This is a genomic window from Saccharibacillus sacchari, from assembly GCF_037722395.1.
Lineage (GTDB): Bacteria > Bacillota > Bacilli > Paenibacillales > Paenibacillaceae > Saccharibacillus > Saccharibacillus sacchari_A.
Window position 1 is genome coordinate 244,733 of record NZ_JBBKAR010000026.1, and the last position, 18,734, is coordinate 263,466.

An 18,734-nucleotide genomic window follows, 5' to 3' on the forward strand; every position below is an offset into this window, starting at 1 on the left:
CTCCTTTCTTTTGCATCGGCCAATTTATTCTTCGTCAAATCGGCCGCACCATATGGATATCCAGCGGTTCTTTCGCCAGCATATCCGCATCCGGTTCGGCGGCGTTTTCGCTGCCGAGGCTGCGGTAAAAACGGACTGCCGAATTGCTTTCGGTAGAAGAGATATATAAAGCCTTCGCTCCGCGCAGCAAAGCCTCCCGGCTTAACAGTTGCATCAGTCGCGTGCCGATTCCGCGTCTGCGGTAAGATCGGCTCACATACATCAGGTCGATCGGCAGCGTGTCGCGCTGCGGCCCGAGCAGCCGGTGAGCGAGCAGGCCGAAGCCCACCAGCCGATCGCCGTCGTAAGCGCCGACCGCCGCGCCTCCTTGTTCCAGTTCGGAGCGGAAACGAAGCTGAAGTTCTTCAAGCTGCCGCACGTCCCAAGTCGGGCATTCGTGTCCGGCTTCGGTCCAGATTTCCTGTCCGTTTTCAACGCGGCAAGTCTGTTCGATCCGTTCGGAACGGTCGATATGCGCCAGATGCTCCGCATCGTCGAGATTCATTTTACGGAAAACGATAGCCGGGCGTTGCGGCGCCGCCTTGTTTTTTGTTGCGGTCATGATGATGTCCTCCTGCATGGTCGGTCAATCGTGGAGTGATTTCTTTATTCGTTTTCCGATCGGATCACGTCCCACGTCCCGAACCGGGAAAAGCCCGACGCTTCGGCCAACCGGACCGACGAGACGTTATCCGGCTGGCAGCGGTATTGCGGTTCGTAACCGAGCTTCAAAGCCTGCGCGCCGATCGCCCGCACCGTCTGCCGCCCGAAGCCGCGTCCGCGAAACGGCGGCAGCGTGATCACGCCCAGATCTGCGAACGAGGTTCCGCTCCACGGATACATGCTGGCGGCCGATACCAGTCGGCCTTCGACAAAGCAGCCGAATACGAGCCAGTGGTCCAGCTCGACGAAGGCTTCGTCCATATCGTCTTCCGGCGCTTCCGAGACGAATGTTGCGAACGCGTCGGCGTCGTCCGCGGTCAACTGCCGAACCGTCGCGGTGAAGCTTTCGTCACGCAAAAGCTGTTGTTCCTTTTTCGAAAAATAAAACAAATGATCCGCGCCGTTGAGCCGTACGTCGGCCAGCCGCAAAGCTTCGAAAAGCGTATGGGCATCCACATCGCTGCCCGGCTGCAATCCCGCTCGCCGAGCGATCTCCGGCAGCAGCGTCAGGAAGCCTCCCGATCCTGCCGGATCAAGCAGCATGACGCTGCGGGAAGACGGCAGTCCGGCGTCCGTGACGATCCGGTATAGGCCGGGCTGCGGACGGTCGCCTTCGGGCAGCCAATATTGATTCACCTTGTCGGAAAAAATCGGGAAGGAAGAAAAGGATTGCGTCATACGTATCACTCCTTTGGATAATCGGTTCGGCTGTGCGAGCGGTACAGCGCCAGCAATTCCGGGATCGGAATGCCTTCCACGGTCGCGCCCGCGTATCGGCATCCCGCGAACGAGACGTTCGACAGGTCGGCGCCGCGCACGGACATTCCCCGCCAGTCCCCCCGGTGGATCTCCGCGTTTTTCAGGCTGACGTCCGTAAGCGAAGCTTCGGCCAAACGGACGTTTGCGAGCGCCGAAAACGCCAGGTTGCAGCCGGTCATTTTCGTCAGCGGCAGCTCGCAGTCCGTAAATTCGGTATCGGTCAGATCGCAATTCCGAAACTGCGTTTCCGCGAACGAATGATTGGCGATCATCGTTTTCGTCGTTAAAAACGGACTTGGGTTTTCGTTCATTCGCGCCTCCTGGCATACCGCTTGTGTACGCCGTCTTCCAACGCTATTTCCCCGAGATCGTCGAAGCCGCATTTTTGCAGCACGCGGTTGGAAGCGATATTGTCGGGCTTGGCGAGACCGTGAACGATGTCGGTGCGGGTGTGGGCGAACAGCCACTCGGTCAGCGCGGCAACGGCCTGCGTCATGTAACCTTTTCCCCGGCAGGCTTCGGTCAACCCGTACACGACTTCCCGGTTGGGAGGCGGAAGTTCTTCTTTGATCCCCGTGCAGCACCAACCGACGAACCGTCCGCTGGACCGTTCGATCACCGCGAGCCGCAGCGTTTGGTCGCCGACGTTCCCGTCTATTTTTGCGCTGTTCAGAAAAGCCGCGTTGCCCGGAATTTCGTAATCGCGCAGCCAAATGCGGCGGGTCTCCCGGTCCACATGCCAATCCGGCAAAAAGCGGCGAATATGCGGCTCGGCCGTGATTGCGCAAAAATCGTCCAAATCTTCGGGCAGAAATCCGCGCAGCCGGATATGTTCGCAATCAAGGGTAAAAGGGGACAAACGAATCTCTCCTTCAAGCGATCAAAGCGCGCTTTCGAGATCCGAAAGCGCGCCCTGAACGCGATCTTTTTTGCTTACCGTTCGGTTTTACAGGTCGGTCGCGTAACGATGTTCTTCGGTTTCGATCGCGAATCCGGCCGCTTTGTAGACGCTGAGCGCATTTTCGTTCATCGCTTCGACGTCCAGTTCCGCATCTTCGCAGTCGCGGGCATGGATTTCGTGCAGCGAACGCGCCAGCAGAGCCGAAGCCAGGCCGCGTCGGCGATACGGTTCGCGAACCAGCACTTCTTCGATCTCGCCCGTCTCGCCGTCGGAGATCCAATACATCAGGCTGGCGACCGGACGGTCTTCGGCGTAGATTTGCAGCATCCGCCAGTGGTCGCGCGCGGCGATTTCGTTCAACCGTTCCGCGCCGATCGGCGTTTCCGGCCAGATTTCCAGATCGAGAGCCAGATAATCGGTTGCTTGTTCGGATGTCAGCGTATCGAAAGTCCGCCATTCGAAGCCTGCCGGAAGTTCCGGTTGAGCCGGCTGGTTTTGTTCGAAATCGCTCAGGTCGCGGCACATGCGGTATTGTTTTTTAAGCAGGAAAAACTCCGGACGATCCGCGAAATGCGCCGTGTTCTCCGCTTCTTCCGCAAAATTGCCGAAGCCGAAAATCGTGCCGTGCGAAGTCGGAAGCCCGGCTTTCAACTCCAGAGCCCGGGCATGCAGCACGTCGTACATCGCCTGGAACAGAGCGGTATCGTTGGCGTATTCCGGCAGCGTTTTGAGATTGAAAAAGATGCGGTGCTTGGCGGACGGCTCGGCATGGTCGGGCACGATGCTGAACGTCTCGACCTGGCCTTTGGCAATGATGACGTCTCCGTCGAAAGCGCAGTATACGTTCGTCCAGTTATGCGATTCGCCGACCCACCAGAACACGACGCGGCGGCCTTCGGCAACCTGATTATAAAAGGCACCGAGTGCCGGGAAGTCGCTTTCTTGGAAATGTCGGATCGGGAACGTGATATTCGAATCGTTTCGGGTAACAGAAGTATTCATGATAAAAACCTACCTTTCCGGCAGCCATCTGCCTGTTTCCAGTATGCGGCAAGCCGGGAAGCGGAAATGAACCGATCTTGCGCATGTTGCGTGGAAACGCACGCCGCGGATGGAATACTTTCGGCTGACGATCGCTGCTTTTTTTGGTAGGATAGAAAAAAAGACGGAATCCGGGCGTAACCGGACCGGGGACGGAAGAGAGCAACCGACATGAACGAAAGATCGCAGCGGCACCCGGAAACGAACAAAGAAATGCAAAAGATGTCCGCGCGGCGCGCGACGATCGGCGGAAGCGACACGATCGACACGATCGAATGCGTGCTGGGAGAGGTCGAGCGCAGGCTGGCGGACAAGATCGTGCTGGACGAGCTGGCGGAACATGTGCATTTGTCCAAGTTTCATTTGCACCGACTGATGCGCGCCGCGACGGGAATGCCGCTGATGGAATACATCCGCGCCCGCCGATTGTCCGCCAGCGCGCACGATTTATTCGAACGGCGAAGCGGGAGCACGGTGCTGGACACGGCGCTCGCGTACGGCTTCGACCACGAGCAATCGTATATTCGCGCATTCAAAAGGCAATTCGGCGTCACGCCCGCGCAATTTCGCCGCGGCACCACGGAGATCCGGCTCATCGAGCGGTACGATACGTCGGCGCTCAAACAGATCCGGCAAGGCGTCGTGTTCGAGCCGACGTTCGTGATGAAGCCGCGAAGTCTGTATGCCGGTCGAAAAGCCACTATTTCGATCGCGGAAAACTTCGAGCGCCATACGGCGAACGCGCACGGCGTGTCCTTTTTTTACGGCGAGCACGGGAAGATCCCGCACAAGCTGAAGCCGAGCGTTTATATCGGATTGACGCTGTACCCGCCCGAATGTTCGCCGAAAGCGACCGATTATTTGACGTCCGCCGAGGTTTCTTCTTTGGAAGGCTTGGAGCGCGATTGGGATACGGCAGAGATTCCGGCAAGCAAATACGCGGTGTTCACCTATATCGGCCGTTTCCATCCCGAACATCTGACCATTCACCAGCTTAACGACATTTGGAACTACATGGACGAATGGATCATGGGTTCCCCGTATGAGCAAGCGCACGGCCACCATTTCGAATATATCGACGCGGAGCTGGCAAAAGAAGATTATTGCGAAGCCGATCTTTACCTGCCGATCCGGGACCGCGACGCGTAAGATCGGGGGCATGAAAATTTTTTCATCCATTTATCATGCACGAATGCGAAACCGGAAGCGTCCCACCGGAGTATATAACGCACAAACTTCCAAGAGGAGCGTGCACACATTGATGAAAAAGACGATTTTGGCTTTGACCCTTTTCGCGGTTCCGCTTGCCGGTTGTTCGGCGGTCGAAGAGGTGGGGCGTTCCGTCAACTATACGAGCGACGCGGTATCTTATATCAACGATGCTTCGCAGTGGGCGCAGGATCTGCCGCAGATGGCGGAGAATGCCGCGAACGATCCGCAAGCCCAGCAGCAGTTGACGCAGGAGTTGGACAGGGTGCAGCAGCGCGCGGCCGAATTCGCCCAGACGGAAGTGCCGGAGTTCGCGCAAGGCATTCACCAGCAGTTAACCGGATACAACGAGACGTTGAATACGCAGATCGACGAGATTCAGCAGCGGATCGAAGCCGGGGACTTCACGCCGGAGCTGCTGCAAAATTCCCAGGTGTTGCAGACGATCCAGGAGATCCGCGGCCTGATGGATCAGGTGCAGCAATTGGGTCAATAAGCGGGCGAAGCATAAGCGGTCTCGGGATAACCGGGGCTGCTTTTTGGTTTGGGCAAGCCAAAAGCGGCTCAAGCTTTTTTCGGCCGCTTTTGAGCGATCGCTTTGAACTCTCGCGATTATTTTTTGCATAAATCGACGACCCTCTTGCCGATGTCAGCTTGAAATTTTTATGATGGACAAAAAAGAAGGGGCGATAGCCGATGAACGTGATCTTGCTCAAACATTTCGATTTCGACGATCCCGCCGTGTTTACCGGTTGGGCGGAGTCCGAAGGCCATCGCTTGACGATCCTGAACCCGACCGAACAAAGCCCCGATCCGTCCTTGCTCGACGAGACGGATTTGCTGATCGTGGGCGGTTCGCCGACCAGCGCGTACGACGACGAGAACACGCCGTGGCTGGTCCCGGAAAAAGCGTTCGTGCGCGAAGCGATCGACCGGCATATCAAAGTATTCGGCATCTGCTTCGGCGCGCAAATGCTGGCCGAACTGCTCGGCGGCCGCGCGTACCGTCATTCGGTCAAAGAAATCGGCTGGCATACCATTCGCCGCGGCCATCAATCGCATCCCGCGCTGGACGTTTTGCCGGAAAGCTTCCGTTCGCTGCAATGGCACGGCGACACGTTCGATCTGCCGCCCGGCGCGACGCTGCTTGCGGGTTCGGATTATTGCTCCAATCAGGCGTATGCCTGGGGCGATCATGTGCTTGCGGTGCAGTTCCATTTGGAGACGTCGTCGCCTTGCATCAACACGATGCTGGACGTCTGGGAAAACGATCTGAAGTCGGACAGTCCTTCCGTGCAGCGTTCGGAAGAGATCGCGCGGGAAAGCCAACGGACGGCGGAATCTTTTGCTATGTTGCGTAAAATGCTGAATGCTTTCGCGGATATGAGTCCTGTTCAGAAAATCTAAATATTCTTGCAACATTTTTCGTGAAAACCTCTGTACCTATCAGCAATTTTCGGTATAATCTTTCATGAGAAGCGGCCGATCCGGAGATCCCGAGTCGGCCGCTTTTTGTTGGATCGGGATCAAGCGGACGGAACGGGATCGAAAAGAGTCCAAAAAGACTATAGAGGTCCGTTTACGGGGTTTGGATGCTGGGTCGAAAAGGACTATAGCGGCTCGCTACGATTTGAACATAAACCGTTTTCGGTCGAGTCGATAAGTCGGTTGAAGTCAGTCTATTTAGATAAGTCGATTAGGGCGTGTACGCAAACTCAGGCGACGTGCATCTTGAGCTGCCTTTTCGTCCTCCTCTACGTCACTTTCCCTTGACGTGCCCCGGCACGCCTTCGGAAAAGTTCCTTGATGAGAACGAAAATTCAGCTCAATCTGCGCTCTTCGGAGTTTGCGTACACGCCCTAGTACTCTGTATCAATAGAAGGTAAGGTTACGCTCGTCCGAAACGCACTAGACCCGTGTGCGTTTCGGCCAAACGTAAACCCACTATTTGACCTGATACAGAGTACTAGGTAAAAGGATTACGAGGAAAAAGAAAAGGGCATTCAGTCGAAGCGAAGGACAGGGTGGCTGCGCCACAAACGCGACGTTCTACGGGAGTTGGTTGTCGGAATAAGTGCGATTATGCAGCTAATTCTTCGGATCGGCTTCTGAATTCTCAAATAAATGCGAATATACACTTATTTGAAGAAAAAACGGCTAAAAGAGTAGAAGACGGAGAAATTAAGTGCATATCTGCATCTATTTTCTCTAAATCGCAAAATTCGAGCTAAATAAGTGCATATTCGCACCTATGCGCGAAAATTTCGCTCTGATTCTGTATGAATCAGCACTTCGAATTCTGAACTAACGCCCAACCCATCTACTCAATTTTTACTTTTCATATCGCAAGCGCAAGAAACAGAAGGAGGACTGAACGACGTTTGAAAAAGCTGGTCTGGATGGGGAGTTTGTTTTATCTCCTTATGGGATTCATCAAAGTTACTGTCGCTTCGATCATTACGGTGCTGCTGCCGTTGTACGACCGGGTGTATACGGATGCCGGCGCTCTGATCTTTATCGAATTCGGCGCGTCGATCTTCGGGATGCTGATCCAGCCGTGGCTGGCGAACCGCATGTCCAAAAAAGTCATGCTGCATATCGGAGCCTGGGGCGTGGCGGCTTCGTATCTGCTGATCGCGTTCCTGCCGCCGTGGCCGCTGTTGCTGGTCGGCTTCGCGTTGGCGGGCTTCCTGGGCGGGATTATCGAGTCCGTGATCGCCGCCGTTATTTTGGAAGGCTTGCAATCCAACGCCGCGATCGCGATGAGCCGACTGGAAGTCGCTTTCGGCGTCGGCTCGCTGATTTTGCCGATGGCGATCGGTCTGCTGATCGTCAGCGGATTGTGGAACTACGCGCTGTTCGGCATCGCGGCTTATTGCGTATTCCTGTCGCTTTTCGTTCGCTTTGTCCGTTTCGGGGATGCGGAACCGCTATTCCGGCCCGCGCATAAAGCCGAAGTGCCGAACGGCGTTCCGGCAGGCGCGGCTTCGTCCGGTCCGGTCGGCGCCGTCGTGGCCGCTGCCGCGACGAACCACCCGTCCGCCGGCAAAAAGCGCATCCTGCGCGCGCCGGGCGCATTGATGCTGCCGGCGTTTATCCTGTTGTTCTTTTTCTACGGCGCGACGGATATCGGTCTGGTCAATTATCTGCCTTCGCTGATGCTGGAGACCGGCATGGCCGATGCGGCTACGGCTCCGATCAGCGTGACCGTGTTCTGGGCCGCGATGATCGCGGGCCGGATGTTTGCCGGATACGAAGCGGAGAAGCTGGGGTATCGCAAATATCTGTTTATCCACTGGGGCGGCATGATCGTGCTGCTGTCGCTGTTCGCGCTCAACCGCAACGCGACGGTCGGCTACGTGTTGATCGTGCTGCTCGGTCTGACGCTGTCCGGTCTGTACGTGGTCACGCTCGTGTACGCCAAAACGCTGATGCCGCGCAATATCGCCCGCAACACCAGCATTTTGATGGCGGGCTGCGCGGTCGGCGGCGGGCTGTTCTCCGTCACGGCGGGACGTATGCTCGATGCGCTGCCGCCGTCTTACGTGCAATGGGTGATGGCGGGAATCGCTCTGTTAAGCTTGCTGGTGTATATCGGATATGCCAAAGAACGCCAAACCAAACCGTCGTCGGAGTTGGCGCGGGCGTAGGCGTAGGTAGACGCGGCGGTGTCCGGCGGGAAAGGAAGGATGCAGCGCATGGAGTATTATTTTCTGGAATCGCAATACCCGCGCAGTGGGTTTATCAGCGGCGGCACGACGTTCATTCCCGAATTGGATATGAATTATTCGGCGATCGACTACCGGCTGCCGAACGATACGCGGGCGGAGGTCGAGCTTTTGTCGTCGGTACGACGTTTGAAAGCAGACTATTTCGAGACGGTTACGGGAACGAGAGTCGTGTCGGACGCGTTCAAAAAGGCGCTGGAGCAAACCCCGAACCGGATCCAGTTTATTCCGGCGGTCGTTCGCTACGCCAACGGAAGATCCGTCGAACGGGAATACTGGATCGCGCATCTGCCGGACGCGGTGGATGCTTTCGATTACGAACGCTCGGAATACGGACGCAAAGCAGTCATCGCCGCATCCGTCCGTCAGCCGCCGCGCAAACCCGTGAAAGTCATTTTCAAATTACGGCTAAATCCCGACAATATCGCCGGCTGCTCTTTTTTCAGATTGGCGCATGTGAACGTATTAAAACCGATCGTTTCCGGCGACTTGTATGAGGCTTGCCGAAACAAGAGGCTGAACCTGCGCGTGACGCCGATCTGACCGCCAAGCCGACGAACCCCGATCGTTTTCGCCGCTTTTGTGCAACTTGCGGCGCAAGCTATCGCGTAACCGGATCGCAACCAGGCAAAAGCCTGTCCGTTTCCCCGCGTTAGAAGGGAACAGACAGGCTTTTTTCGCGATCCCGTTTTCGCATTCCCTACAGATCGGCGTTTTTACGGATGAGGAGGGAAAACGCCTTGCAAAGCGATAATGAAATTCAACGACACGAACGGCTGCATATTGTTATGGGGTTGACTTCCGCCCGCGATGTTAATCGCCCGGGGGTCCATATTTTGGTCGGGAGCGGGGCCGTACAATTTGACGCGCACCTGCCCAGGGCCTTTGCCAGGCGTTTGCGCCCAATACCGCCCTGTCGGGTCGTTCGAACCGCCTTGTTGCGAGATGCCTTGAGGAGTATGCGAATGCAAAGGCATCTGATTCGACAGCAGCGTCACGGTAGGCGAGCCAACCGATTCGCCCAACGTTCGCGGCGTCAATCCCGCTCCGTTGCCTTGTCCCAGCGGAGCGCGTCCTCTCAGATCGGGCAGTCCGAAAGTGGAACGGCCATCGCCGCCATAAGCGGTTCCAAGCAAAGAAAATAGAGCGGTGTTCGACGCGATCGGCAAAAGCTGACCGTTGCAAAAAGCCCAATCCTGCGGCGCGTAATTTCCGGCGAAAATTCGGATTTCTCCGACGAATTGATCCGACATGGAAAAACCTCCTTAAGAACGGCTAGGATAAATGCCTTGTGTCGCAATAAAGAAATTGACCGTCAAAAACGGCTGCATATTGTTGTGGGGTTGGCTTTGCCCGCTGCTTCCGATCGCATTGGGATGCATGGGAACGAGCGTGGACACGGTGCCGTACGGAGAAGGCACTTGCGCCCAGGTTTGCCCGGCGGGATCGGTCGCGGTAGCCGCGGCGTTCGAAGCCCGCGCCTGATGGGTATGTTGAGGGATTTCGTTCGGCGTCAGCGTATGCTGGGCTTCGCCCGCGCTCGTGCCTTGCGGAATATTGCCGCTAAAATGAACCGGCGTTCTTCCTTGAAGGTTGGGAAGAGCGAAATTCGTTCTTCCGTCGCCGCCGTACTTGTTGCCGAGCAGCGAAAATAACGCCTGATTTTGAAGGACCGGCAGCAGTTGACCGTTGCAGGGCGCCCAGCCCTGGGGAACGACAGAATTGGCGAACAGGCGGATTTCGCCCAAATATTGATCCGACATAAGAATCCTCCTTCGAAAAAAGAATGAGAGTAGCGGATAAAGCCGGTTAACCCTGGGTAGGGAAGATGCCGACCAACGCGATAATGAAAGAAACGGCCAGCGAAGGCATGATATTATCGTGAGGCTGGTTGCCGCCGGATGCCACAAGCGATTGCGCGTTCATCGCGGCCGACGTCGCTCCGGTTCCGTCCGAATAATTTTGCAGCGCCGAAGCGGACCAGACCGCTCCGGCCGGCGAAGCCAGCGTGCCGGGCGTGGTCGAAGCCAGTGCCGCGTGAGTATGCTGCGGCAACTGGGCGGCGGCCACGGTCACGGTTTCGTTTCCGTCCGCTTTGCCGAGCGCCAGCCCATTTCCTACATGCACCGGAATGCGGCCCGATAAGTTGGGCAGGCCGAAAGTCTGCTGCCCGTCGCCGCCGTAAGTGGTTCCGAGCAGCACGAACAACGCTTCGTTTTCCGAAATTTGCATCAATTGCCCGTTGCAAAAAGCCCAGTCGCGGGGAGCATAATTTCCTGCGAACATACGGATTTCGCCGATATAAGGATTGCTCATTGCGATCACCTCATCGTGGAATGGAATTATTTTTGCCATATCATATGCGTGTACAACCCGTTTCCTTCTCCGACCGTCCGAAAGCCGGATCGTTCGTACAACCGCGCCGCCGGATTAAGCGCCGCTACTTGAAGCCGAATAGGCCGGTCCCCGGCTTCGGCTTGCAAAGTAGCGATCGTCCGGCTGCCGATGCCCCAATTGCGGAAATCCGGCAGGATCGCCAGATCGGCGAGGCAGAATCCGCCCTCTTCTTCCGCAAACAGCAGATGGCCGACAGGCCGATCTTGCAGCGTAACGATCCGGTAAAGCGCATCCGGGAAACGCAATCCGTAGGACTTTTGCTGGAGTTCGAACTGCATATGTAAAAAAGCCGACTGCTGGAGTTCGTTCCAGCCCCAAGCTTCCACTTCTTCCGCCCGGGTCGACGCATAGACGTCGAAACGAAAATCTTCGTCTTCCGGCACGGCATGGCGCATATACAGCGTCGCTTCCATGTGTACGTGTTCCTCCTTTCCGGCAAAGAACCTGATAATTGGGATACGTTTTACTTATTCTTCAATAAAATGGTTTTTCCTTCTATTTAAAGCAGGCGTTGAATGATTATTTTCGAACGACGCTTGACCGGTATGTCTAAAATTCAAAATAATCCTTCTTCCCCATACCCGCCGCCCCGTCTCTCCGTTACAATGAGGAGATGATTCAAAGGCAAACGGACGTGTTAAGCATAAATCAATCGCATCGGCGGAACTTTTTCCCAGTCCGTAGCAGCTTGTCTACAAGTACCTACAAAACTCAGGCGATAGCGGAGGTCGACATGGAAACAGAAGCACTCAAAAACGTGGAGTTACTTGCACTCAAAAAGCACAAAATCTACAAGCAAAGCGTCATCCGCTACATCTTGCGTTCGGTTTTGGCCAGTATGTTTATCGGGTTCGGCGTTATCGTGGCGTTCCGGGCGGGCAGCTTTTTCTACCTCGCCGATTCGCCGCTGACTTACCCGATGGCGGCGATCACGTTCGGCGCGGCGATCATCCTGATCTCCTACGGCGGCGGCGACTTGTTCACGGGCAATACGTTCTACTACACCTACGCGGCGCTGCGCAAAAAGCTGAAATGGACGGAAGTCGTCAAGTTGTGGATCACGAGCTATGCCGGCAATATGATCGGAGCGGCTTTTTTCGCGGGATTTATTTTCCTGACCGGACTGTTCGCTTCGCCCGATATCAACGGCTTCCTGCTCAACGTCGTGCAGCACAAGATGGAAGCGCCGACGAGCCAACTGTTTTTCCGCGCGATTTTATGTAACTGGCTGGTCTGCATGGCGTTTTTCGTGCCGATGTTCATGAAAGAAAACGGCGCGAAAATGTTCGCCATGATGCTGTTCGTGTTCTGCTTCTTTATCTCCGGCTACGAGCACAGTATCGCCAATATGTGTACGTTCGCGATCGCGCTGGTCGTCGACCATCCGGCGGAGATTTCGATGGCGGGCGTCGTACACAATCTGGTTCCGGTCACGCTGGGCAATCTGGTCGGCGGCGTCGGGCTGATGGGCTTTATGTATTATGTGGTCAACAAGCCGTTTTTGGACGAAGAAGACAAGCTCAACAAGCAATAAAGGTTGGGAAAAAGGAAGAACGGGAAAGTCGCCGAGGCGCTTTCCCGTTCTTTTTTGCGTGGGAAAAAACCGACTGCGGCGCACGGAGCGCAAAGATTTTTCCAAAGCTGCGGTTCGTTTTTTGTCCGGGGTTGGGGTACACTCAAAGGAAAGCAAGAGACAAGAAAGGAAAGAGTGCGCATGAGCGTAAAACGTCGCCTGTATTTATCGAATATCCTGATGCTGATTTTGCCGATCCTGCTGGTGATTGTCACCGCGATCTGCATGCTGCTGATCTATCAGGGCGTTACCGGCTTGCGCGGAGGCCCGCCGATGAGCAATGGGGAGCAGCTTCAGAATCGGATGAACCAAGCGGAGAAGCTGTCGGCCAAGTTAGCTGAGACCACGGACATGCAGCAGCTTGAGCAGATCCTGGGCGATTATAACCGCGATCGCCAAGAGTCCGGCGTTCAGGCTTCTTTATATTTGGAAGGGCAACGCCTGTATCCGTCAGACGCGTCTATCACCCTTCCGTCAGATGTCGGTGCGCCGCAATCCGCTTCTTCTGTCGTTCTGACAGACCGCTATGCGATTTATCGATTTCCGGCAGGGGAGTATACGTTGGCTTTGACCGATACGTCTTTCAATATCGAGACCAATCAATCGCAGCGCTCCGTCTACGTGGGAATATTCATGTTGGCGCTGATTACGGGCATCGTGATTTTTACGAACCGTTTTCTGACCCGGTTCGTGGTGCGCAGCATCGCCGGTCCGATCGATACGCTGGTCGAAGGCGTGCATCAATTGCGTGACGGCAATCTGACCTATCGCATTTCACACGAGAAACAGGATGAATTCGCCGCCGTTTGCCGGGACTTCAACGAGATGGCCGAACAATTGTCGGAGATGGTCGAGGAACGCAAAAAGAACGAAAGCAGCCGCCGCGAACTGATCGCCGGGATTTCCCACGATCTGCGCACGCCGCTGACCTCGATCAAAGCGTATCTGGAAGGATTGGAAAAAGGCATCGCCGTCACCCCGCAAATGCAGGCCAAATATTTCGCGACGATCAAAGGGAAAGCCGAGCATCTGGAACATATCATCAATCAACTGTTCTTGTTTTCAAAGCTCGATGTCGGCGAATTCCCGTTGTATCTGGAGCGTGTCGATCTAGGGAACGAGATGCAACGGCTGGTCGGTGTTTTTGCCGCCGAATATCGCCCCAAAGGGCTGGGTCTGAGTATCGAAGGGACTTTGCCGCACGTCGGGGCGAAGATCGATCCCGTGCAATTCCGCAACGTGATCCAGAATGTGCTGGAAAACAGCCTGAAGTATACGGATAAAGAACGCGCTAACGTTACCGTCAGCGGCAAAGAAGGCGAACAGACCGTTGAAATCCGCTTGACCGATAACGGTCCCGGCGTCGAAGAGGACGAGCTGGATCGGCTGTTCGACGTTTTTTACCGGAGCGACGATTCGAGAAAACGCACCGAACTCGGCAGCGGTCTGGGACTTGCGATTTCCGGCAAAGTCATCGAGCGGCTCGGCGGGCGCATCAGCGCGCATACCGCTCCGGCGGGAGGACTGACGATTCGGATCGTATTGCCGAAAGCGGGAGAAGTGGAGGCCGAACATGAAAAAAATACTGATTATTGAAGACGATATGTCGATTGCCGAGATCGAGCGCGATTTTCTGGAGATCGAAGGGTTCGCCGCGGACATTGCCTCGGACGGACATGAAGGATTGCGTCTGGCGAACACGGGCGAATATGATATGATCCTGCTCGATCTGATGCTGCCGGGGATGAACGGGTACGAACTGTGCCGGGCGGTGCGCGAGAAGACCGATATTCCGATTCTGATGGTCACCGCGCGGCACGAGATTTCGGACAAAGTGCGCGGTCTGGGGCTTGGCGCGGACGATTATATCGCCAAGCCTTTTTCCCCGACCGAGCTGATCGCCCGGGTCAAAGCGAATCTGGCGCAGTACGAACGTTTGACGCGTAACCAGGAACCGGACGCCAAGCGCGAGGTGGAAGCCGGGCCGATCCGGATCAACCCGCTAACGCGCCGTGTTTTCGTGCGCGAACGCGAGACCGAGTTCAAAAACAAAGAATTCGAGCTGTTGCTTCTTTTGGTGTCCAATCCCTACATCGTGTTCAGCAAAGAACAAATCTACGAACAGATCTGGGGCATGGACGCGATCGGAGATCTCAAAACGGTAGCGGTGCATATCAACCGTTTACGCGAAAAAGTGGAAGCCGACCCGCAAGCGCCCGACTATATCCAGACGGTGTGGGGCGCCGGATATCGGTTCAAATTATAAAAATAAGTATCTGTTAACCGTCGGTTTACCTTTTGTTTACCTTTGCCTGCCTTCTTGTTTAACTGGCCTTGTTATGCTGAACACATAAGGTTGTGGAAGGAAAAAGGAGGAAAGCAATTGTCGAAACTGAGATTGACGGATATCAAGAAATCGTATCATAGCGGGGAAGTCGTGCATGCGTTAAAAGGGGTGTCTTTGGAGTTCCGCGCCAGCGAGTTCGTCTCGATTCTGGGGCCGTCGGGCTGCGGCAAAACGACGCTGCTCAACATCATCGGCGGACTGGATCGGTATGACGAAGGCGATTTGACGCTGGGCGGCAAATCGACCAAACATTTCAAAGACAAGGATTGGGATGCTTACCGCAACCGCTCGATCGGCTTCGTGTTCCAGAACTATAACCTGATCGGGCATCAGACCATTTTGCAGAACGTGGAGATCGCGATGACGCTGTCGGGCATCTCCGTATCGGAACGCCGGGCCAAAGCGAAGCAAGCGCTGGAATCCGTCGGTCTCGGCGACAAGCTGAACAAACGTCCCAACCAGCTATCCGGCGGACAAATGCAGCGCGTGGCAATCGCCCGGGCGATCGTGACGGACCCGGACATTATCCTGGCGGACGAGCCGACCGGCGCGCTGGACAGTCATACGAGCGTGCAGGTCATGGATATTTTGCGCGAGATTTCGAAAACGAAGCTGGTCATCATGGTCACGCACAACGGCGATCTGGCGGAAGAATACAGCAGCCGGATCATCCATTTGCGCGACGGGGAAGTGCAGTCCGATAGCCGTCCGATCATGAGCGATACCGACCACGGCGAACGGACGCGGGAGGCCGCCGCGACATCGTCCGAAACGGCGGCGAAAGACACGGACGGCGGCAAGCTGAACGTCGGCAAAACGTCGATGTCGCTGACCACCGCCACGTCTTTGTCTTTCCGTAATCTGCTGACCAAAAAAGGCCGTACCCTGATTACCGCGTTCGCGGGCAGTATCGGGATTATCGGGGTCGCTCTGGTGCTGGCTTTGTCGAACGGCTTGTCCAACTATATCACGACTTTGCAAGCGGAGACGTTGGCCGGGTTCCCCGTGACGATCTCCAAAGGCGTGCAGCAAGTTCAAGCCCCGACCGGCCCGCCGGATGAACTGACAGGCGGCGGAGGTTCGGGCGAAGGCGAGTATCCGAGCGGCGACGTGTTGCGGGTAGCCGACGATAACGCGGACGCCGAGCAGCATACCAATACGCTGACGCCTGAATATTTCGACTATATCGCCAAAATTCAGGACGAGTTGCCTGAAGCGGTGAACGCCGTTTCCTATGGCAGCGGCGTAGAGATGAACGTGCTGGCAAAAGGCGACGACGTCTTGAAATTCGAGACGTCGCAAAGCGCGGCGTCGGGCGCGCCCGGCGGATTTGGCGCCAGCGCGCCGACGTATTGGTCGGAGCTGTCGGGCGACGAAGATTACGTGCTCTCGATGTACGATCTGATCGGCGAAGGCAGCCGGTACCCTAGCGCCGCGAACGAAGTGGCGGTCGTGGTGAACTCTTACAACGAAGTGGATAAAGCTTTTCTCGAAAAACTCGGGTTGAACGGAGATAACGCCGATCTCAAATTGACCGACTTGATCGGCAAACCGCTGCTCAAAGTCATTCCCAACGACGCGTATTACACGAAGGACGCCAGCGGACTGTTCGCTCCGGCGAGCGCGTCTGCGTACGAAGCGCTGTACGACGGCGACGAAGGAACGGAGCTGACCGTAACGGGCATTCTGCGCTTAAAGCCGGATAGCTCGTCGTCCAGCGGATTGTTGTCGGAAGGACTGGTGTACACGCCTGCTTTGACGGAAGCCGTCACGGACAGCGCATCCGGTTCGGCGATCGCCGCGGCGCAGCAGGATTCCGACCGCGACGTCGTGTCGGGCGCGCCTTTCGCGGAAGAAACGATGAAGGACGCCAGATTGCAGGCACTGGGCGCGGACACGGAGCCGACGAGCATCAGCATCTATCCGAAAGACTTTGACGGCAAAGAAAAAGTCAAAGCGTACCTGGATGCCTACAACGACGGCAAATCCAGTGAAGACCAGATCGTCTACACCGACTTGTCCGAAATGATCGGCTCGGTCGTGCAAACGATGCTGGATACGGTATCGTACGTGCTGACCGGATTCGCGGGCATTTCGTTGGTCGTCTCGACGATCATGATCGGCATCATTACGTACGTATCGGTGTTGGAACGCACGAAAGAAATCGGGATTTTGCGCAGTATAGGGGCGAGAAAAAAAGACATTTCCCGTCTGTTCAACGCCGAGACGCTGATCGTCGGCTTCACGGCGGGGGCGCTCGGGATCGGCATCGCCTACGCGCTGACGCTGGTTATCAACCAGGTGCTGAACGGCATCATCGATATTCAAAACCTGGCGCAGTTGTCGCCGGTTAATGCGATCGTGCTGGTGCTGGGCAGCATGCTGCTCACGCTGATCGCGGGACTGATTCCGGCCAAAGCGGCGACGAAAAAAGATCCGGTGATCGCGTTGAGATCAGAATAGGAAAAAGTCCTATTCGGGGGGAAGCGAGAAGACTCCGAGAGAAATTCGTTTAAGGCGCTGTCTCACTCGGAAAGGTTGATTAGAATTTTATATGGAATCTTTCCGAGTTCAAAGGCGCCTTTCACTGAATTTCTCTCTCCGTCTTCTCGCTTCCAGTTACGCTAGGCGTTTTTTTGAAAGGTAAGGGGCATTGAAGTGAAGATCTAACTACGCCACGCCTAAGGCTTCGCTTCCGATCAGGATTTTGTTTGTAGGGTAGGAAAGGGCTGTCCCAAAAACCGGAAATCGGGTTGGGACAGTTTTTTTGTTGTACAAAGGCTGCGTGAAGGATAGAGATTGGGTGATGTAAGTCGGAGTCGAATATGGGCTAGCGAGGGAAGAGAGGGTTGGGTGGCGAATAGGACAACAGGAGAACAGACAGGCGAATAGATGTATGGAGGAAAGTCGGTATGAACAGGCAGGAAAAGAAATATGAATTGGGGTAGGTTTCAATCTTGCGGATAAGCAACAATTTTGAAGGGAGCAGGGGAGAATAGAGTCTATTCTTGCTAAAAAGCAAGAATTACGAGCTTAAAAGGGGTTTGAGCAAGGTTTTGACGTCGATTGTTGCTTATACGCAGGAATCGGCTTGGTTTAGGGTGCTGAAGAAGGAAATTGTTGCTTATATGCAGGAATGGGGGATAGGCGAGATCGCGATACGAAAAAAACGGGCGATCCCAAGCTTGAATCAATGCTTGAAGATCGCCCGTTTTGGGTTGCAGACTTGCAATGAAATGAGTATGCAGCTTGGCCGAGGCCCCGATCGAGCCGATGCTGATGTTTACTTGTACAAGCAATGCCGGCGGAGAAGCTGAGCTTCTTGCAGGCTTGTTGCGCGGGTGAGTCTTCAGATTCGGCGGAACGCAATAAGCGTAACAGGCCGCATCGGAATCGAAAGAGGTTAGCCCAGGCTTCCGTTGCCTTTTTCCGTCAGGTTCTTGATGAACTGAAGGGCTTCGGCGCGGGTTAGGGAGGCGTTTCCTTTGAAGGAAGCGACGGTTTTGGTCGTTTTGCTACTGCCGCTGGCGATGCCGGTGGACAGCAGGTATTGGATCGCTTGATTGCCCGTGTACGATTGGCCGTTGGCGGAAGCCAGCATTTCGGCGACTTGAACGCGGGTAATGGTCTGGCTGCGCGATGTTTTGGATGTGGCGCCTTTGGTCGGCAGGCCGAGTTGTTTCGCGCGGGCGTAATACGTGTTCGACCAGGTGCCGGAAGTCGAATTTTTCACGTTCGGCTCGAACGCGCGAATCAGCATCGCCAGGAACTCGGATTCCGTCACGGTCGCGCCGGGCTTGAATTGTCCGTCCGTATAACCTTTGACCAGGCCGCGTTCAAAGCCCCAGGCGACGGTGTCGCGTCCCCAGAACGTCGAAGGCACGTCCGTGAACGGAATCGTGATCACAGTCGGAGTCGGAGTCGTCGAAGGGACGGAAGGCGACGCGTTCGGAACCGTCGTTGTCGGCGCCGGAGTTGCCGGCTTGGCCGGAACCGCGGCCGGAGTCGAAGCGGCAGGAGCCGCAGCGACCGGCGCCGCCGCGACCGGCGATGCCGCAGGAGCGGCTGCACCACCGC

General features: G+C 55.7%; 19 protein-coding genes. 9 read left to right on the top strand and 10 right to left on the bottom strand.

The annotated features are described in order from the left end of the window. Positions 1–34 precede the first annotated feature (34 nt). From WKI47_RS08330 to WKI47_RS08350, 5 genes are all read right to left on the bottom strand, one after another. The gene (locus WKI47_RS08330) at positions 35–601 is read right to left on the bottom strand and encodes a GNAT family N-acetyltransferase (protein WP_340226691.1); all 567 of its coding nucleotides are present in this window, start codon (positions 599–601) and stop codon (positions 35–37) included. Positions 602–645: 44 nt separating this feature from the next. After that, positions 646–1,380 (bottom strand): GNAT family N-acetyltransferase, encoded by a 735-nt coding sequence (locus WKI47_RS08335; protein ID WP_340226692.1) that lies wholly within the window; start codon positions 1,378–1,380, stop codon positions 646–648. A 5-nt stretch (positions 1,381–1,385) separates the two neighbouring features. Continuing rightward, positions 1,386–1,772 (bottom strand): pentapeptide repeat-containing protein, encoded by a 387-nt coding sequence (locus tag WKI47_RS08340; RefSeq protein ID WP_340226693.1) that lies wholly within the window; start codon positions 1,770–1,772, stop codon positions 1,386–1,388. Next, a complete protein-coding gene (locus WKI47_RS08345) occupies positions 1,769–2,320 on the bottom strand; it encodes a GNAT family N-acetyltransferase (RefSeq protein WP_340226694.1) in 552 nt (183 codons plus the stop codon). The genes WKI47_RS08340 and WKI47_RS08345 overlap by 4 nt, the downstream gene beginning before the upstream one ends. 87 nt (positions 2,321–2,407) lie before the next feature. Continuing rightward, a complete protein-coding gene (locus tag WKI47_RS08350) occupies positions 2,408–3,364 on the bottom strand; it encodes a GNAT family N-acetyltransferase (protein ID WP_340226695.1) in 957 nt (318 codons plus the stop codon). A gap of 210 nt (positions 3,365–3,574) precedes the next feature. On the opposite strand from WKI47_RS08350, the gene WKI47_RS08355 reads away from it, so the two are divergent. From WKI47_RS08355 to WKI47_RS08375, 5 genes are all read left to right on the top strand, one after another. Next, entirely contained in the window at positions 3,575–4,552 is a 978-nt protein-coding gene (locus tag WKI47_RS08355; RefSeq protein WP_340226696.1) for an AraC family transcriptional regulator, read from the top strand. 112 nt (positions 4,553–4,664) lie between these two features. Beyond that, on the top strand, positions 4,665–5,108 hold the full coding sequence (locus WKI47_RS08360; RefSeq protein ID WP_340226697.1) for a DUF6376 family protein: 444 nt from the start codon (positions 4,665–4,667) through the stop codon (positions 5,106–5,108). Positions 5,109–5,308: 200 nt separating this feature from the next. Further along, positions 5,309–6,019: a type 1 glutamine amidotransferase gene (locus tag WKI47_RS08365; RefSeq protein WP_340226698.1), complete on the top strand. Its 711-nt coding sequence runs from the start codon at positions 5,309–5,311 to the stop codon at positions 6,017–6,019. Positions 6,020–6,993: 974 nt separating this feature from the next. Beyond that, positions 6,994–8,262, top strand: a complete 1,269-nt coding sequence (locus WKI47_RS08370) for an MFS transporter (protein WP_340226699.1) — start codon at positions 6,994–6,996, stop codon at positions 8,260–8,262. 48 nt (positions 8,263–8,310) lie between these two features. Continuing rightward, on the top strand, positions 8,311–8,883 hold the full coding sequence (locus WKI47_RS08375) for an imm11 family protein (RefSeq protein WP_340226700.1): 573 nt from the start codon (positions 8,311–8,313) through the stop codon (positions 8,881–8,883). A 173-nt stretch (positions 8,884–9,056) separates the two neighbouring features. Here the strand turns inward: WKI47_RS08375 and WKI47_RS08380 are convergent, their stop codons facing one another. From WKI47_RS08380 to WKI47_RS08395, 4 genes are read right to left on the bottom strand one after another with little or no spacing between them, the layout of a single operon-like run. Continuing rightward, positions 9,057–9,593 (bottom strand): phage tail protein, encoded by a 537-nt coding sequence (locus WKI47_RS08380; protein WP_340226701.1) that lies wholly within the window; start codon positions 9,591–9,593, stop codon positions 9,057–9,059. A gap of 12 nt (positions 9,594–9,605) precedes the next feature. Continuing rightward, positions 9,606–10,103, bottom strand: coding sequence for a phage tail protein (locus tag WKI47_RS08385; protein WP_340226702.1), 498 nt, complete (start codon positions 10,101–10,103; stop codon positions 9,606–9,608). Between the two features lie 46 nt (positions 10,104–10,149). Continuing rightward, the gene (locus tag WKI47_RS08390; protein WP_340226703.1) at positions 10,150–10,656 is read right to left on the bottom strand and encodes a phage tail protein; all 507 of its coding nucleotides are present in this window, start codon (positions 10,654–10,656) and stop codon (positions 10,150–10,152) included. A 26-nt stretch (positions 10,657–10,682) separates the two neighbouring features. Next, positions 10,683–11,150, bottom strand: coding sequence for a GNAT family N-acetyltransferase (locus WKI47_RS08395; RefSeq protein WP_340226704.1), 468 nt, complete (start codon positions 11,148–11,150; stop codon positions 10,683–10,685). Positions 11,151–11,470: 320 nt separating this feature from the next. Here WKI47_RS08395 and WKI47_RS08400 point away from each other — a divergent pair, with 320 nt between their 5' ends. From WKI47_RS08400 to WKI47_RS08415, 4 genes are all read left to right on the top strand, one after another. Then, entirely contained in the window at positions 11,471–12,271 is an 801-nt protein-coding gene (locus WKI47_RS08400) for a formate/nitrite transporter family protein (protein WP_340226705.1), read from the top strand. Positions 12,272–12,451: 180 nt separating this feature from the next. Then, positions 12,452–13,906, top strand: a complete 1,455-nt coding sequence (locus tag WKI47_RS08405) for a HAMP domain-containing sensor histidine kinase (protein WP_340226706.1) — start codon at positions 12,452–12,454, stop codon at positions 13,904–13,906. Then, positions 13,884–14,576 carry a response regulator transcription factor gene (locus tag WKI47_RS08410; RefSeq protein WP_340226707.1) on the top strand — a complete coding sequence of 231 codons (693 nt, stop codon included), beginning with the start codon at positions 13,884–13,886 and terminating at the stop codon, positions 14,574–14,576. Before WKI47_RS08405 ends, WKI47_RS08410 begins: the two co-directional genes overlap by 23 nt. A gap of 117 nt (positions 14,577–14,693) precedes the next feature. Next, a complete protein-coding gene (locus WKI47_RS08415; protein WP_340226708.1) occupies positions 14,694–17,120 on the top strand; it encodes an ATP-binding cassette domain-containing protein in 2,427 nt (808 codons plus the stop codon). Between the two features lie 940 nt (positions 17,121–18,060). On the opposite strand, the gene WKI47_RS08420 is transcribed toward WKI47_RS08415, so the two are convergent. Further along, positions 18,061–18,734 (bottom strand): S-layer homology domain-containing protein (locus tag WKI47_RS08420; protein ID WP_340226709.1); only part of this gene is annotated, 674 nt, incomplete at its 5' end.